Source organism: Paraburkholderia denitrificans, from assembly GCF_042655705.1.
Taxonomy (GTDB): domain Bacteria; phylum Pseudomonadota; class Gammaproteobacteria; order Burkholderiales; family Burkholderiaceae; genus Paraburkholderia; species Paraburkholderia denitrificans.
Map to the genome: position 1 here is coordinate 231898 of NZ_JBHSMP010000013.1, position 14799 is coordinate 246696.

Genomic DNA, 14799 nt, shown 5'->3' on the forward strand with positions numbered 1-14799 from the left:
ATAACCGGCTGTGCCGCGCCAACCGGTTATTGCGGCCGGGCGGGTGCCTGCGAAGCCGAAGCTGCTGAGAGCGTAGCGCCCTGCTTCGTCTGTGCCGCCAACGGCGCGGGCGCGGCCATGCTGCCGGTCTCTCGATCCATCTGCTTGACGTTCCAACCGCCGCCGAGCGCCTTCACGAGCCCGACCGACGACACCATCCGCTGCCCGCCGATGCTCGCCAGTTTCTGCTGCGCGACGAAGAACGTGGTCTGCGCGGACAGCACGTTCAGGAAGTCGGTCGTGCCCGCCTTATATTCGTTGCTGACGATATCGAGCGCGTGCTGCGCCGATTCCACCGCCTGCTGCTGAACGACGACTTCCTGCGCGAGGATGCGCTGCGATGCGAGGTTGTCCTCGACGTCCTGGAACGCGGCCAGCACCGTTTGCCGGTAGGTGGCGACCTGCTGGTCGTATGCGGCGCGCGCGGCTTCGGTCTGTGCGCTGCGCAGGCCGGCATCGAAGATCGTGCCCGCGAGCGACGGCCCGAGCGTCCAGAAGCGCGACGGCATCGACAGCAACTGCGAAAACACCGAACTTTCGAAGCCGCCCGACGCGGAGATCGTGAGCGACGGGAAGAACGCCGACATCGCGACGCCGATCTGCTCGTTGGCCGCGGCGGCCTTGCGTTCCGCCGAGGCAATGTCGGGCCGGCGTTCGAGTAGCGCCGAAGGCATCGAGACCGGTACGGCGGGCGGCGTGGCGGCGAGCGGCGACGGCGGGATCGAGAACGTCGAAGCCGGCTGGCCGACCAGCACGGCGATGGCGTGCTCGTTTTGCGCACGGGCCACGCCGTTGTCGATGGCCGCCGCCTGCGCCGACTGAAGCTGCGTTTGCGCCTGGATCACGTCGGCGCGGCCCGCGACGCCCTGCGCGTACCGGTTCTGGGTGAGCTGCAACGACCGCTGGTACGCCGAGACGGTTTCGTCGAGCAGCTTTTGCTGCGCGTCGAGCGAGCGCAACGTGAAGTACGTCTGCGCGAGCGTGGCCTGCGCCGACAGACGCGCGTTGGCGAGATCGGCGGCGGCGCCCTGCTGCCCGGCTTCCTGCGCGCCCACCGTGCGGCTCACCTTGCCCCACAGATCGGGTTCCCAGCTTGCGTCGAGCCCGAGGTTGAAGCTGTTGTTGATCGTGCCGTTCGCGAAGCTGCTGTTCGCATTGCTCACGCGCGTGGGCGTGCGCGAACGCGTGGCGCCCATCGACGCGCTGATCACCGGAAAATACGCCGCCCGTGCTTCGCCGACCAGTGCGCGCGCCTGCCGGTACGCGGCGGCGAATTCGGCGATGGTCTGATTCTCTGCGTTGAGCTGGTCTTCGAGCGCGTTCAGTTTCGCGTCGTCGTAGAGGGTCCACCAGGCGCCGCGATCCGCGTAATCGGACGGCTGCGCGACCTTCCAGCCTTCGGGCGCTTCCTTGAATGAAGCCGGAACGGCAGCGGCAGGCCGCTGGTAATTCGGGCCGACGGCACAACCGCCCAGCTGGAACGCCACCGCGGCGGCCACGGCGAGGAAAGCAGGCGCGGGTGCACGGCGGAAGGACATTTCGGACAAACGGACGGTACGGCGGAGCATGCAAGCAATCCTGTCGATGCGGCCAGCAAGAAACGTCGTGAGCTTCGTTACCGGATGCGCGTTGGCGCACAGCGGGTGGTCGTGACGCGGCAATGGTAGCGCACGCACGGCGGGCTGCGCGGAATGTGCAAGGGTAATGCGGGAGGGCGTCCGGTGTGTTACGGCGCGCGCCGGGCAAGTTACGCGTCGTTACGGCGCCAGCGGTGCGTCGTCAACTTGTGCAGCAGGAGCGCAATCAGGCCGCCGGGCAGGACGATCACCGCCGCGTAGACCGCGAGCTTGCGCAGGCTCGGGGCGCGGCTGGCTGCACGGGCTTTATCGAAGGAACTTCGGGCAGCGTCGGTGACAGGGCGGGTGATGTGGCGGATGACGTGGCGGACAAGGCCGCTGAGCGCGGTTTTCGGGGGCTGCATGGTGTGGGCTGACTACAAAAAGCGATGAAAGCAAAATGAAGCGCTTGTCAGCCATAATATTGACGAGGCAAGTAATTGCCAATTTTTTTTTGAGTTGCACCAGGGTTAGTGTGGTTTTTGTCGGGTCGGGCACCTTGACGCACCCGCATAACTCCATTTATTTATCTGCTTAGGCAGTGAAATTAGCCGCTAGAATCCACCTTCGTTTCGATCCAGCCGATTCCGCCTCCCGACATGAACGAAGCGCCCTCTATACCCGAGCACATCGGCGTCGAATCGAGTCTCGGCTACTTCCTCTCGACGGCCCGCAACGTCCTGGCCGCGCGGATGGACCGTGCGGTCGCGCCGCTCGGGCTCACGTCGTCGCAGATCGGCGTGATCCTGCTGCTGTGGTACGAGCGTGCGCGCACGCCCCACGAGATGTCCCGCGTGCTGTCGTACGACACGGGATCGATGACGCGTATGCTGGACCGGCTCGAAAAGAAGGGTTTCCTCGTGCGCGAACGCAGCCAGGCCGACCGGCGCGTCGTGGAACTGGCGCTGACGCCGCTCGGCCGCGACGCGGCGCAGAAACTGCCGGATCTGATTTCGACGGTTTTAAGCGCGCAGTTGCGCGGCTTTTCCTCTGACGAAGCGGCAACGCTCGTGCACCTTTTGCAGCGCTTCATTGCCAACGACGCGGTGACGGAAGTCGTGTGCAGCGGCGCTGCAGGCCGTCAGGCGACGCGGCATCCGCTGACGACGGGCGGCGACGAAACATAGACGGCAATACATGAGAGACGGCGGCATCACGCCCCTTTTTGCAGTCCGATAGCTGTCTGGGCAGAAAATGCCGAGGCATTGAAATGCAGACCGATAGCGGACCGACAGCAGGCCGATGAGCGCGAGCGAATTCAGGCTGCGGCACCGGTCCGACGTCAAAGGATTCAGGACAGATGAACGCTACTCCCGCAGCGAGCGTCGCCGCCGAGCCCGCGCCGCTAACGGGCAGCACGCTCGCGCTACTCACAGTCGGCCTCGCACTCGGCACGTTTATGGAGGTGCTCGACACCTCGATTGCGAACGTCGCCGTGCCGACCATCTCCGGCAACCTCGGTGTCGCCACGACCGAAGGCACATGGGTAATCTCGTCGTACTCGGTGGCGTCCGCCATCGCGGTGCCGCTGACCGGCTGGCTCGCGCGGCGCGTGGGCGAAGTGCGCCTCTTCACGCTTTCGGTGTTGCTGTTCACGCTTGCCTCGGCGGCCTGCGGCTTCGCATCGAACTTCGAGACGCTGATTGCGTTCCGTCTCGTGCAAGGGCTCGTATCCGGGCCGATGGTGCCGCTCTCGCAGACCATCCTGATGCGTTCGTATCCGCTTGCGAAACGCGGCCTCGCGCTCGGTCTCTGGGCGATGACGGTGATCGTCGCGCCGATCTTCGGCCCGGTGATGGGCGGCTGGATCACCGACAACTACACCTGGCCGTGGATCTTCTATATCAACGTGCCGATCGGGCTTTTCTCGGCCGCGTGCGCGTACATGCTGCTGCGCGGCCGCGAAACGAAGACCACGAAGCAGCGCATCGACGCCGTCGGCCTCGCGCTGCTCGTGATCGGCGTGTCGTGCCTGCAGATGATGCTCGATCTCGGCAAGGACCGCGACTGGTTCAACTCCAGTTTCATCGTCACGCTGGCGATTATCGCGGTGGTGTCGCTCGCGTTCCTGCTCGCGTGGGAGGCCACGGAAAAAGAGCCCGTCATCGATCTTTCGCTGTTTCGCGACCGCAATTTCGCCCTGGGCGCGCTCATCATCTCGTTCGGCTTTATGGCGTTCTTCGGCTCGGTGGTGATCTTTCCGCTCTGGCTGCAAACGGTGATGGGCTACACGGCGGGCATCGCAGGCCTTGCGACGGCGCCGGTCGGGCTGCTCGCGCTTGTGCTGTCGCCGCTGATCGGACGCAACATGCACAAGCTCGACCTGCGGATGGTCGCCAGCTTCGCGTTCCTCGTTTTTGCGCTGGTTTCGATCTGGAATTCCACCTTCACACTCGACGTGCCGTTCAATCACGTGATCCTGCCGCGTCTTGTGCAGGGCATCGGCGTTGCGTGCTTTTTCGTGCCGATGACGACCATCACGCTTTCGAGCATCACCGACGAGCGCCTCGCGAGCGCATCGGGGCTATCGAATTTCTTGCGTACGCTGTCGGGTGCGATTGGCACGGCGGTGAGCACGACGTTCTGGGAAGACGATGCGATCTATCACCATGCCGTGCTGTCCGAATCGGTGAGTCAGTATTCGCAGAACACCAACGCGTATAGCGACGCGATGGCGAGCCTCGGTTTCGCAGGCCAGAGCGTAACCGCGCAACTCAACGAGATCGTCACGCAGCAGGGCTACATGATGGCGACGAACGACTTCTTCCGCATTTCGTTCGTGGTGTTTCTCGTCCTGGCTGCGCTCGTGTGGGTCACGAAGCCGAGGAAAGTCGCGGGACCTTCAATGGGGCACTGAGCGGGATATCGAGCGGGGCAGCGAGGCTCGCGCGGCCGGCCGGTGGGATGACTGGCCGCCGCGTGTCTCGGGTTCCTTTGGCGATAATCAGGATGACAAATAAAACCGTTGCGCCATCAAGGAGATGCGGGCGCTTGTGCACCGCCCGCCGCGGGCGCGTCCACTGCGTCGGCTCCGGGGATTGGCGCGTCGACGCCCGAGCGCACGAACTGCTTGAACGCTGCGCCTGCGCTCCAGGGATTCGGTTTGCAGCCGAGCGAGCTGTCGCAGTGCGCCGCGAACCCGATTGTCGCGGTGCCGTCGTTGTTCACGCTCTTCGTGATTTCGTAGGCGAGCAGGCGTCGGCCGCCTCCCGGGCCCGTCGTCTGGATCAACGTGTCGGTGGCCGTCTGCACTTCGTATCTGGAGTGCGCGCGCACCCAGTCTTGCGCGCGTTGCCACCAGAGATCGCATTGCGTCTTGTCCGAGCACGTGAGCGGGGCGGTGGCGATCTGCATGACGTCGGGATTGACCTGGCCGCCCGTCGAGCACGCCGCGGCGCTCGCGCAGAGCAGGATCGGCAGGATTCGTTTCATCGCGTTATCTCCTCCCTTCGAGTGCCGCGCATCGCGCGCGGCGCACTCGCCGGCCCGTGCGTCAAAGTGTGTCGAAGTGTGACACAGCGCGCGCAGGCCGGTCGATCGATAAGTATTGGACCGCTCCAGCGTGGCATTCGTTTCGAGCACGTGCAATGCCCGGCGACGATCTGTCGCGCGCGCAGTTACGTGCGCAGTCACGTGCGCCGTTATGTAATATCGCGGTCGAGCGAGTAGGCGCTATAGGCGGCGACGAACGCATCGAACGAGCCGGCATCCTCGTGTTCGAGCCTCGCCTGTTCGTCGAGCGACTCGCGCGCAAGCGTGTCGAAATACGCCGTTGCTGTGCTGTCGAGCGGACGCGAGAGGAAATGCGCCGCGTGGCGTTCGCTCTGCGCGCGTGCGAATTGGAGGAAGGTCTGCTTGCGCTCGCGCATCGCTTGCAGCACGCGTGCCGACGGTGTGAGCGACGCGTCTGCCAGCTTCACGCGTTGCGCGGCCACGGCGCGCGCGTGTTCGCCCGCGCCTTGCACTGCGTCGAGCGTTGCCGCGGCGCGTTCGATCTTCGCGAAGAGTTCGGCGGCCCAGTCCTGCATCGGCACGGTCATGCCGTCACGCTTGAGTTCGAGCCCCGGACGGCGGCCTTCCTTCGTGACGCGGCCGAAATTGTCGTTGGCGTCGGCGCATGCCTGCGCGGGCAGCAGCGGGCTGTCATCGAGCGCGCACGCAAGCAGATAGGCATCGAGAAAGCGGGCTGTTTCGAGCGAAATACCCGTGGGCTCGAACGGATCGATGTCCATGCAGCGTACTTCGACGTACTGCACGCCGCGCGCGGCGAGCGCATGCAGCGGCCGCTCGCCCGCGTACGTGACGCGCTTCGGACGGATCGTCGAGTAGAACTCGTTTTCGATCTGCAGCACGTTCGTGTTGATCTGCACCCACTCGCCGTCGCGGTGCGTGCCGATCGCCTCGTAGGGCGGATACGGCTGACTCACGGCTTCGGCGAGCGCATCGAGATAGCCGGGCAGGGTGTTGTAGTCGGCGTGCAGCGCGGACTGGCCCGTCGTGTTCGAGTAGCCGAGGTCGCTCATACGCAGGCTCGTTGCGTACGGCAGGTAGAGCGTTTCGCTGTCGAGCGCTTCGAGTTCGTGCGGCTGGCCGCGCAGGAAGCGCATGTCGAGCGCGGGCGACGCGCCGAACAGATACATCAGAAGCCAGCTCGTGCGACGGAAGTTGCGGATGAGCGCGAGATAGCGCTCCGACTGGTAGTCGAGCGCCGTCGCGGCGGACCGCTCGTGCGCGTGCAGCGTTCGCCACACTTCTTCGTTAAGCGAATAGTTGTAGTGGATCCCGGCGATGCATTGCATCGTGCGCCCGTAACGCAGCGCAAGGCCCATGCGATAGACGCGCTTTAACTGGCCGATGTTCGATGTGCCATAAGCGGCGATGGGAATGCCGTCGTCGGTGGCGGGCAGGAGGCCCGGCATCGATTCGTTCCAGAGGATTTCGCCATCGCGTGCGAGCACCGCATAGACGTAGCGATGCAGATCGTCGAGGCGTTCGAGCGTGATCGCTGGATCGTGCTCGGGCGGCGTGATGATTTCGAGCAGCGCTTCGGAGTAGTCCGTGGTCAACGACGGATGCGTGAGCGCCGAGCCGAGCGCAGCGGGGTGCGGTGTCATCGCGAGCTGGCCGTCGCGCGTCACCCGCAGGCTCTCTTTTTCGATGCCGCGCAGACCGCGTGTAAGCGCGTCGCGCAGAGGTCCTGCGCTCAGCGCGTCAAGGCGCTGGGCGAGAACGTCGTTCGGGCGTGTGGAGGTCGTGTCGGGCATTGAGAAGGATCGGGCTCGGGCTAGCGGCGTGAAGCTTCGTGCGTGCGCGCCAGCGTTATTTTTTCGTTAGCGGGCACTTTAACATCTCGCCAGCAGACCTGCTTGAGGCCGACGCCGGCGTGCCGGCGAGCCTTATGCGGCGCCCCTGCGCGCGAATGTCGCGCCTGTTGTCGGGCCCTGTGTTGTGCCCTTTGTCGTGTCCTTTGTTGTGCCTGTCGTCATGCCTTCTGCCGTCCCGTTTATTGCCCCGTCTATCGCGTGTCTTTCACCCGCGCTTCTCGCGGCTCGACGCGCGCCAGCTACGGCGTTTTGTGCCCCTTGGCGTGTACCCGTCAGCCGCCGCGTCCAGCACTCGTGCGATCGGCGATTTCGTTCCACAAATGCATCGCCGCGTAGGCGCGCCACGGCTGCCAGGCGTCGCTGCGCGCGCGCTGCTGTGACGGGCGCGCGAGCGCGGGGTCGCGTGCGGCGATGGCCTGCATCAGCACGAGATCGGTGGCGGGCCACGCGTTCGCGTCGCGCCATGCGCGCATCGCGACATATTCGACGGTCCACGGGCCAATGCCTGGCAGTGCGAGCAGCGCCGCGCGCATGGCGTCGAGTTCGCGGGCATCGTCGGTAGCGGCATGCGTCTGGCCTTGAGTTTGGCATTGACTGTCGCGTTCGATTGCGACGGCGCCGCTTGCCACCGCCTGCGCGAAGCCCTGCAGCGCGGCGACGCGCTTTCCGGGCATGCCGATGCCCGTCAGGTCGGCGCTGGCGAGCGCGGCGGGCGTCGGGAAACGCCAGGCGGTGTGTTCGTGCGGATGCAACTCGATGCGCTGGCCGACGCGCTGCACGAGGCGGCCGATGATCGTCGTCGCGGCCTTCACGCTCACTTGCTGGCCGACAATCGCGCGCACCACCAGTTCGAAGCCGGACCACGCGCCCGGTACGCGCAGTCCGGGCGCGGCGGCAATGAGCGGGCCGAGCCACGGATCGCGCGCGAAGTGCGCGGCGATGGCTGCGGGGTCCGTCTGCGTATCGAACATGCGGGCGAGCGGGGCGGCGAGGGCGGCTGCGTGCGCGCTCACCGGTCCGTCGATCTGTACGATGAGACAGCGCTTGCGCGCATGGCGGCGCACGGCGAGCGTGCCGCTTGCGTCGCGAAAGTCGATGGCGCGCCGCCAGGCACCGTCTTCGACGATCTCGACGCCCGGCGTTGCCCGGCCCGCGAAGAAGCGCAGGACGCGCGGCCAGTCATAGGGCGCGCGCACGGGAAGCTCGAACGTGGCGCTGCCATCGGGCTGCGGCATCTCGGCGAACCGCTGTGACTTCGGCAGCGGCCGGGGCGCGGCGGCGCTCAAGCGGCCGTCTCCGGCGAGTCGGCGCGGGCGGCGCGCTGGCTACGACGCGTCGAGCGGGCATCGGCTGCGGCCTCATCCTGGCCGCGCGGGGCTGTGCTGGGTGCAGGCGTCTCGCGGCCTCTCGCCTCCGCATCGATCAACGCGGCCTTGCGTGCGAGCCCCCAACGGTAGCCCGCAAGCGAGCCGCTTTTCTGCACGACGCGGTGGCACGGAATCGCCAGCGCCACGGGATTCGACGCGCACGCGCTCGCCACGGCCCGCACCGCGCGCGGCGCGCCGAGCGTTTCGGCGATCTGCGTGTAGCTGCGGGTCTCGCCGTACGGAATGCGCTGCAGCGCGTCCCACACGCGCTGCTGGAACGCTGTCGGCGCAAGGTCGAGCGGCAGATCGAAGCGCTCGCGCCGCCCGTGCAGATATGCATCGATCTGCGCGATAAACGGTGCAACCGCGGCGCGGTCCTCGACGCAGTCGGCATTCGAGAACCCGGCGTGCAGCGCGGCGGCGAGGGCGGGCGCATCGTCGCCGAACGCGATCTGGCAGATGCCCTTGTCGGTCGCCGCGACGAGCACGAGGCCAAGCGGCGTCGGCGCACTGGCGTAGCGAATCGTGAGACCCGCGCCCTTGCGGCGGTACGCGGAGGGCGCCATGCCCAGTTCGGCCGGCACGCTCTGGTAGAGCCGCGACGTGGAGCCGAAGCCCGCATCGGCGCTTGCCCGCGTCACGTTCGCGCCCTGGCCGAGCGCGTCACGCAGCACGGCGCCGCGCCGCGCCGCCTGATACTGGCGCGGCGAAACGCCGAGCACGCGCTTGAAGAGGCGTTGCAGGTGGAACGGGCTCAGATGCACGGCGTCGCTCAGATCGGCGAGCGTGAGGCGCGCCTGCGGATCGGCGTCGAGCACGGCGCGGGCGCGCTGCACGATCTCCAACTCGCGCGGCAGCCCGCCCGGGCGGCAGCGCTTGCATTCGCGAAAACCGGCGCTGCGGGCTGCGTCGGCGGTGTCGAAGAACGCGACGTTGTCCCGGCGCGGCAGCCGCGATGCGCACGACGGACGGCAGAACACGCCGGTCGTGCGCACGCCGTAGAAGAAGGCGCCGTCGGCGTGGCTGTCGCGCGCGGCGAGGGCTTCCCAGCGTTCGGCGTCGGTTGCCCAGCGCTCAGGCTGGGCAGGCTGATCTTGCAATGGGGTCGGAGCGGCGGTCATGGCGTGACTCCCTGAAGTGGCGGTTTCGATGGTCCCCACTTTAGACGCCTCCTCGCGCGCCGACGCGCCGGATCTTGCGGTGTCATCCACGGTCATCTGTTCCGATGTAGGGCGTGTAGATGTCGATCCGGCACTTTGGAGCGGTTTCCAGCGCGGCTGCGACAAACCGGCACGATTGCGGGTTTTCCCTTAAAAAGTTGTTGCGTCGCGTCAGGCCGCTGTGTATAGTTGCTCCTGTCTCCTCCATGTCTCCTCCTGATATGGATTAAGCCCGCTCACTGCAGCGGGCTTTTTTTCGTCCAGCGTTTGCTGTATAGCCCACCAGCGATTGGGCGCACGTCGGGCGCACGTCGGGCGCGCTCATTGGCGCGTTCGGTCCATTCAGCGACGCTTCAATTTTCCGCCACTTTTCGGGCGTTTGTCGGCCGTGGCCGTGGCCGGCGCTGTTCCGCACACACCGTGCAAAAGCCGCGCATCGATGCGAACTTGGGTCATCTGGTTCAAGATGATCGAGACGACAGCCGTGCGCTGCACTTCGAGGTCAGGCCATGCAGATTGAGATCCGCGAAATCGATCACGTCGTTATCCGGGCGGCCGATCCTGTCGCCATGACGCGCTTCTACTGCGATGCACTGGGTTGCCGCGTCGAACGCGAGCAGCGGGAACTGGGGCTGGTCCAGTTGCGTGCCGGGCGCTCGCTGATCGATCTGATCGCAATCGGCGGGCCGCTCGACCGTGATGGCACGCAAGGCACCGAAGGAATCAAGCGCACTGCGGCCGGGCGGAACATGGATCATCTATGCCTGCGCGTCGAGCCGTTCGACGGCGACGCGCTCAAGACGCATCTCGCGCAGTTCGGCGCGCGGCCTGGCGACGTCGTGCAACGCTATGGCGCCGAAGGGTTCGGGCCATCGCTTTATCTGTTCGATCCCGAGGGGAACATGGTGGAGCTGAAGGGGCCGCCTGCCGCGCCCTGACGCAGCTGTGCGCTTGCGCTCAGACCTTTTCCGGCGCCTTGAGCACGGTCCATTCGACGGCGACCGGCTCGTCGCTGCCGTTGCCGATCCACGCGGCGCCGTCCTGCACCGTGCACTGCAGGCGCATGGTGCGTTCGGTGAGCTTGCCGAGCGCTTCCGCGACGCCGTCGGCGAGCGACCAGACCGTCACGTTACGCAGACGATCCGTCTTGCTGCGCACGCCCTGCCACCAGATGTCCGAGGTGCGGCCGCCATAAGCGATCACGATCACTTCATCCGCCCGCCCGCTTGCCTTGGCGATGCGGCGCTCGTCGGGCTGGCCGACCTCGATCCACATTTCGATCGCGCCCGTATAGTCCTTGCGCCAGAGATCGGGTTCGTCGGTGTCGGACAGACCCTTGCAGAATTCGAGCCGCTCGTTCGCGAAGAGCGCGAACGCCGCGATGCGGACCATCATCCGGTCGTTCGTCTCGGACGGATGGCAGGCGATCGTCAGCGCATGGTCGGCGTAGTAGTGCCGATCCATGTCCGCGATCTGAAGTTCTGCCTTGTAGATGGTCGATTTGAGGGCCATGCCGAATCCCGGGCAACGCAAGAGGCGCACATGATAACGAACTTTTGCGCAAGCGACGGGCCGTATCCACTTACGGCCCACGTCTCCCAGGCTGGATGGTCGGCCGGGACAGTGACCGCTGTTTGACAGGGCCGCCCTTACACGTGATGCAGCCTGGATGACTTGCGGGCCGCCCGACTTCATGGATAAATCAGACTTCTCTTCTGGAGAAATCACATGACCCTTGCACACTGGCTGCCGTTTGCGATTGCATCGGCGATTCTTGTCGCGATCCCCGGCCCGACCGTTCTGCTCGTCGTGTCGTACGCCCTCACGCACGGTCGCCGCTACGCGCTCGCGACCACGGCGGGTGTCGCGCTTGGCGACTTCACGGCGATGACGGCGTCGATGCTCGGCCTTGGCGTGATTCTCGCGGCATCGGCGGCGCTGTTTTCGGTGCTGAAGTGGATCGGCGCGGCGTACCTGATCTACCTCGGCATCAAGCTCTGGCGCGCGCCCGCCCTGCAAAACGAAACGCCCGACACCACGGAAACGCGCACGGGCCGTATTTTTGCGCACGCCTACGCGGTCACCGCGCTCAATCCGAAAAGCATCGTTTTCTTCGTGGCGTTCGTGCCGCAGTTCATCAATCCGCATATGCCCGCGTTGCCGCAGATCGTCATCTTCGAAGCGACGTTCCTCGTGCTCGCAACGATCAATGCCTTCGGCTATGCGATGCTCGCCGCCGCCGCGCGCAAGGCGGTGCGCAGCCCGCGCGTGCAGCGCATCGTCAATGTCACGGGCGGGTCGCTGCTGATTGGCGCCGGGGTGTTCGCGGCCGTGTGGAGGAAAACCTCGGCCTGAGTGTCCGGGCGCCGCGCAGGTCGGCGGTGTCCGCTTATGTGCCCGTTTGTGCGCCCATGAACGGTGAGCGGTGATCTCCCGCTGTTATTTCTTTCACGTGGGCCGGATGCTACGCGCGGTTGCTCTGCGGCTCCGTTGAACTCCGTTAAGTGAGTAAGTATTTGCCCACGGTGCAATCTGTCGCGTGGCGACTACAATAGAAACGCAATCGCTTGACAACCAGGAGGCAATCGTGATCGAACACGTAATACTGGGCGCGTTTTTGTTGATTCCCCTTGTCATCGTCGTCTTTCTATTTTCTGACGAAATTCTCGAGGAGCACCGGCAGCGCGTGCAAGCGGGAGCGCATCATATCGACTGGCGTCATCCTTTGCGCAGAATCCTGCACCACTAAGGTGGTGCCGCCCGAACGCGGCGCGCCAGGGGGCGCGATGATCAAAGGAGGTACTCGTGGAAATCGAGTTCTCCTGGATGACGTACTTCGTGTCGCTGTTCGTGCTGGTGGTGCTGTCCATCGCACTTAGCCTGCTTTGTCCTTCCGGCGGATGGCGGGATCCGACCGTTGACGATCGCGCCGGGCAGCATCCCGGCAGCGAACGCTGAGCGCGTTCGCCTCATTCAACGTTGTGTCCGTTGTATCCGTTGTGTCAGGTCACGCGGCGCGAGTGTTTGCGTGCGTCGTCCATCGTATGTATTCAAACGTTGTTGAAAAACGCGACGTGCGAACGGTCGCGACCTTTGCACGTGCGCTCGTGTTTCGTGTATCTCTTCCGTCTCTTGCGCCTCGGTGAAATTAATTCGGCATGCGAAACAGACGATGAAACGAGGCCGCTTCAACCGGTCTGCTCGACGGGCCGCACACGCAGCGTGAGCTTGTGCGTCAGCCGGATCGCCGTGATCTCCACCTCGCGATCGATGCGCGTGGCATCCATCAGCCGCTGCAGCGCGTCGATGCTTTCAACCGGCAAGCCGTCGATGGCGACGATCGTGTCGTCCACGCGCAAGCCGCTCAACGCCGCCGGACTTCCTTTCACGACTTCCATCACGCGCACGCCGCTCGTCGTCGTGAGTTCGAAGTAGCGCTGCACCTTGCGTGCGATCGGCACATTGGTGCCCGCGATGCCGACGTGCGCGCGCCGCACGCGCCCATGTGCGAAGAGTTGCGTGATGACCCACTTCGCCGTGTCGATGGCGGTCGCGAAGCAGATGGACTGGGCACCCGGAATGATCGCCGTATTCACGCCGATCACCTGTCCCGCCGAGTTGACGAGCGGCCCGCCCGAATTGCCGGGGTTGAGCGCGGCATCGGTCTGGATCACGTCGTAGATCATGCGGCCGGAGCGGGAGCGCAAGGATCGCCCAAGTGCCGAAACCACACCTGTCGTCACCGTCTGCGCGAGGCCGAGCGGACTGCCCACCGCAATCGCGATCTGCCCGGCGCGCAACCGCGCGGATTCGCCGAGTTCGGCATGCGGCAGCACTTCGGCCGCGCCGATGCGCAGCACAGCGAGGTCGGTGCTCGGATCGTCGCCGACGAGGTCCGCTTCGTAGGTGGCGCCATCGGCGAGTGTCGCGCGCACGGCCTTGGCGCCGTGCACGACGTGGCTGTTCGTCAGGAGATAGCCGTCCGGGGTGAAGAGAAAACCCGAACCGCTGCCGCCGCCGTCCGTGCGCCGCTCGACGGCGATGAAGACGACAGCGGGCTGAACGCGTTCGAGCGCGCCGATGACGGTGCGCGAATAGGCGTCGAGCAGGGCGGTATCGTCGCTGGGTGGCGGACTGGAGCTGTCGGGAGAGACGTGACTGAGATCGTCGATGAAGGAAGGACGGCTGCCCACGATCGGAAGTCTCCGATGGAATGTGGGCAGTACATGCAGGGGGCGCGCGGTGTTTTCAAGAGGGCGGTGAAGCCGCCGTTACAGTGGGCGTCGTGCGATTTCGACGCGAAACGGGGCGAGATCGCCTCGATCTGCCCGGTTCAGTCCGTGATTGCGATATGCGTGCTGTCGTTGGCGTCGAGCCGAAACTCGTTGACCCGGCCCGCCCGGACATCGAGCAACAGCCGATCCAGCACTTCGAGCTTCGCGGGGTCGTTGCCGGCCGGCTGGATCAGCGGCGAGCTATGTCCCGAGGCCGATGCGTGGGCTTGCACCAGCAGGTGAACAGCTTCGTCCCGTGTCATGAAAATGCGCTTCATGGTCTCTCCGTCTGGGTGCGAGATCGCAGATCGCGCGGCGATGCCCGCCAACAATGTGTTGGTTGATTTTGCGCTGAGCGACACCGTGCTTGCGCAGTGCCCCGCCGAACTCCTTGACGAGAACATGCGACAGGTCAGCCGTGAAGCATGCAGCGAACGCGACGCTGGTTGAAGCCGCCGCAGTCGTCCCGCGTTTGTCCGCGTCGGTCTGCCTTTACCCGCTTACCTGGTACGCGCGGCGTACGACTTAGCGACGCGAGCGTGTGCTTTTTTCACGGGCGCTGCGGGCTTCACCGGATCAGGCGCATTCGCGACCGTATCCGTTCCGAGCAGGCCCGTGTAACGGCCGGACGTCTCGAGTTCGAAGAGATCCATGCCCTTGTGTTTAGCGACCTGTTGAACGCGGTCCGCTTCCTTGTCGCACATTTGCGCCCGCTGGAACCACTTCGGATGGTCCATCCCGGAGTGCTCAAGCCACGCGTTCTTGATCTTGCCGAGCTTGCCGTAATAGTGCGTCAGCCTGGACGGACTCATCTGGGCGAGCGTTGCAGCGGGCTTCGGCGTGCACTCGGCGCCAAACGCCGAGAGTGCTGGCAGCAGTAACAACACATGAAGTACCGTCTTCTTATTCATCTTTTGGTCTGATTCGAAATGGACTGTCTAACGACGACTGTCATACGCGCGTCGTTTCCCCGTCGCGAGATTATCAAAGATAAAGCCGTATTGCGACCGGCTGTTAGC

17 protein-coding genes are annotated in these 14799 nt (G+C 65.2%); 7 read left to right on the plus strand and 10 right to left on the minus strand.

What is annotated here, in order from left to right; all coding sequences use genetic code 11:
• Positions 1-26: 26 nt before the first annotated feature.
• On the minus strand, positions 27-1607 hold the full coding sequence (locus ACFPTO_RS10505) for an efflux transporter outer membrane subunit (RefSeq protein ID WP_377711309.1): 1581 nt from the start codon (positions 1605-1607) through the stop codon (positions 27-29).
• 179 nt (positions 1608-1786) lie between these two features.
• Positions 1787-2020 (minus strand): hypothetical protein, encoded by a 234-nt coding sequence (locus tag ACFPTO_RS10510; RefSeq protein ID WP_377711310.1) that lies wholly within the window; start codon positions 2018-2020, stop codon positions 1787-1789.
• Between the two features lie 234 nt (positions 2021-2254).
• Between ACFPTO_RS10510 and ACFPTO_RS10515 the strand changes: the two genes are divergently transcribed.
• Positions 2255-2782, plus strand: a complete 528-nt coding sequence (locus ACFPTO_RS10515; RefSeq protein WP_377711311.1) for a MarR family winged helix-turn-helix transcriptional regulator — start codon at positions 2255-2257, stop codon at positions 2780-2782.
• Positions 2783-2955: 173 nt separating this feature from the next.
• Positions 2956-4512, plus strand: coding sequence for a DHA2 family efflux MFS transporter permease subunit (locus ACFPTO_RS10520; RefSeq protein ID WP_377711312.1), 1557 nt, complete (start codon positions 2956-2958; stop codon positions 4510-4512).
• 116 nt (positions 4513-4628) lie between these two features.
• Here the strand turns inward: ACFPTO_RS10520 and ACFPTO_RS10525 are convergent, their stop codons facing one another.
• The 4 genes from ACFPTO_RS10525 to ada form a co-directional block, all read right to left on the minus strand.
• Positions 4629-5087: a hypothetical protein gene (locus ACFPTO_RS10525; RefSeq protein WP_377711313.1), complete on the minus strand. Its 459-nt coding sequence runs from the start codon at positions 5085-5087 to the stop codon at positions 4629-4631.
• 209 nt (positions 5088-5296) lie between these two features.
• A complete protein-coding gene (gene gshA, locus ACFPTO_RS10530; protein ID WP_377711314.1) occupies positions 5297-6919 on the minus strand; it encodes a glutamate--cysteine ligase in 1623 nt (540 codons plus the stop codon).
• A gap of 332 nt (positions 6920-7251) precedes the next feature.
• On the minus strand, positions 7252-8214 hold the full coding sequence (locus tag ACFPTO_RS10535) for a DNA-3-methyladenine glycosylase family protein (protein ID WP_377711716.1): 963 nt from the start codon (positions 8212-8214) through the stop codon (positions 7252-7254).
• Between the two features lie 47 nt (positions 8215-8261).
• Complete coding sequence (gene ada / locus ACFPTO_RS10540) at positions 8262-9467, minus strand: bifunctional DNA-binding transcriptional regulator/O6-methylguanine-DNA methyltransferase Ada (RefSeq protein ID WP_377711315.1); 1206 nt, start codon at positions 9465-9467, stop codon at positions 8262-8264.
• Between the two features lie 548 nt (positions 9468-10015).
• On the opposite strand from ada, the gene ACFPTO_RS10545 reads away from it, so the two are divergent.
• Entirely contained in the window at positions 10016-10444 is a 429-nt protein-coding gene (locus ACFPTO_RS10545) for a VOC family protein (RefSeq protein ID WP_377711316.1), read from the plus strand.
• Between the two features lie 19 nt (positions 10445-10463).
• Here the strand turns inward: ACFPTO_RS10545 and ACFPTO_RS10550 are convergent, their stop codons facing one another.
• Complete coding sequence (locus ACFPTO_RS10550; protein ID WP_377711317.1) at positions 10464-11018, minus strand: YaeQ family protein; 555 nt, start codon at positions 11016-11018, stop codon at positions 10464-10466.
• Between the two features lie 216 nt (positions 11019-11234).
• Between ACFPTO_RS10550 and ACFPTO_RS10555 the strand changes: the two genes are divergently transcribed.
• The 3 genes from ACFPTO_RS10555 to ACFPTO_RS10565 all read left to right on the plus strand — a co-directional run bounded on the left by ACFPTO_RS10555 (position 11235) and on the right by ACFPTO_RS10565 (position 12464).
• Complete coding sequence (locus ACFPTO_RS10555; RefSeq protein ID WP_377711318.1) at positions 11235-11861, plus strand: LysE family translocator; 627 nt, start codon at positions 11235-11237, stop codon at positions 11859-11861.
• 232 nt (positions 11862-12093) lie between these two features.
• On the plus strand, positions 12094-12255 hold the full coding sequence (locus ACFPTO_RS10560; protein ID WP_377711319.1) for a hypothetical protein: 162 nt from the start codon (positions 12094-12096) through the stop codon (positions 12253-12255).
• A 56-nt stretch (positions 12256-12311) separates the two neighbouring features.
• Positions 12312-12464, plus strand: coding sequence for a hypothetical protein (locus ACFPTO_RS10565; RefSeq protein ID WP_377711320.1), 153 nt, complete (start codon positions 12312-12314; stop codon positions 12462-12464).
• A gap of 230 nt (positions 12465-12694) precedes the next feature.
• Here the strand turns inward: ACFPTO_RS10565 and ACFPTO_RS10570 are convergent, their stop codons facing one another.
• Both ACFPTO_RS10570 and ACFPTO_RS10575 read right to left on the minus strand, forming a co-directional pair.
• Positions 12695-13699, minus strand: a complete 1005-nt coding sequence (locus ACFPTO_RS10570) for a S1C family serine protease (protein WP_377711321.1) — start codon at positions 13697-13699, stop codon at positions 12695-12697.
• 140 nt (positions 13700-13839) lie between these two features.
• Positions 13840-14058, minus strand: coding sequence for a hypothetical protein (locus ACFPTO_RS10575; protein ID WP_293043178.1), 219 nt, complete (start codon positions 14056-14058; stop codon positions 13840-13842).
• Positions 14059-14098: 40 nt separating this feature from the next.
• On the opposite strand from ACFPTO_RS10575, the gene ACFPTO_RS10580 reads away from it, so the two are divergent.
• Complete coding sequence (locus tag ACFPTO_RS10580; protein ID WP_377711322.1) at positions 14099-14230, plus strand: hypothetical protein; 132 nt, start codon at positions 14099-14101, stop codon at positions 14228-14230.
• Positions 14231-14280: 50 nt separating this feature from the next.
• On the opposite strand, the gene ACFPTO_RS10585 is transcribed toward ACFPTO_RS10580, so the two are convergent.
• Positions 14281-14691, minus strand: coding sequence for a hypothetical protein (locus tag ACFPTO_RS10585; RefSeq protein WP_377711323.1), 411 nt, complete (start codon positions 14689-14691; stop codon positions 14281-14283).
• Positions 14692-14799: the final 108 nt, after the last annotated feature.

Bases quoted from the DNA above. Each gene is read 5' to 3' on its own strand.
- ACFPTO_RS10555 (WP_377711318.1), top strand. From the start codon at position 11,235: ATGACCCTTGCACACTGGCTGCCGTTTGCGATTGCATCGGCGATTCTT.
- ACFPTO_RS10545 (WP_377711316.1), top strand. From the start codon at position 10,016: ATGCAGATTGAGATCCGCGAAATCGATCACGTCGTTATCCGGGCGGCC.
- ada (WP_377711315.1), bottom strand. From the start codon at position 9,467: ATGACCGCCGCTCCGACCCCATTGCAAGATCAGCCTGCCCAGCCTGAG.
- ACFPTO_RS10510 (WP_377711310.1), bottom strand. From the start codon at position 2,020: ATGCAGCCCCCGAAAACCGCGCTCAGCGGCCTTGTCCGCCACGTCATC.
- ACFPTO_RS10525 (WP_377711313.1), bottom strand. From the start codon at position 5,087: ATGAAACGAATCCTGCCGATCCTGCTCTGCGCGAGCGCCGCGGCGTGC.
- ACFPTO_RS10535 (WP_377711716.1), bottom strand. From the start codon at position 8,214: ATGCCGCAGCCCGATGGCAGCGCCACGTTCGAGCTTCCCGTGCGCGCG.
- ACFPTO_RS10505 (WP_377711309.1), bottom strand. From the start codon at position 1,607: ATGCTCCGCCGTACCGTCCGTTTGTCCGAAATGTCCTTCCGCCGTGCA.
- ACFPTO_RS10575 (WP_293043178.1), bottom strand. From the start codon at position 14,058: ATGAAGCGCATTTTCATGACACGGGACGAAGCTGTTCACCTGCTGGTG.
- ACFPTO_RS10585 (WP_377711323.1), bottom strand. From the start codon at position 14,691: ATGAATAAGAAGACGGTACTTCATGTGTTGTTACTGCTGCCAGCACTC.
- ACFPTO_RS10550 (WP_377711317.1), bottom strand. From the start codon at position 11,018: ATGGCCCTCAAATCGACCATCTACAAGGCAGAACTTCAGATCGCGGAC.
- gshA (WP_377711314.1), bottom strand. From the start codon at position 6,919: ATGCCCGACACGACCTCCACACGCCCGAACGACGTTCTCGCCCAGCGC.
- ACFPTO_RS10515 (WP_377711311.1), top strand. From the start codon at position 2,255: ATGAACGAAGCGCCCTCTATACCCGAGCACATCGGCGTCGAATCGAGT.
- ACFPTO_RS10520 (WP_377711312.1), top strand. From the start codon at position 2,956: ATGAACGCTACTCCCGCAGCGAGCGTCGCCGCCGAGCCCGCGCCGCTA.
- ACFPTO_RS10580 (WP_377711322.1), top strand. From the start codon at position 14,099: ATGCCCGCCAACAATGTGTTGGTTGATTTTGCGCTGAGCGACACCGTG.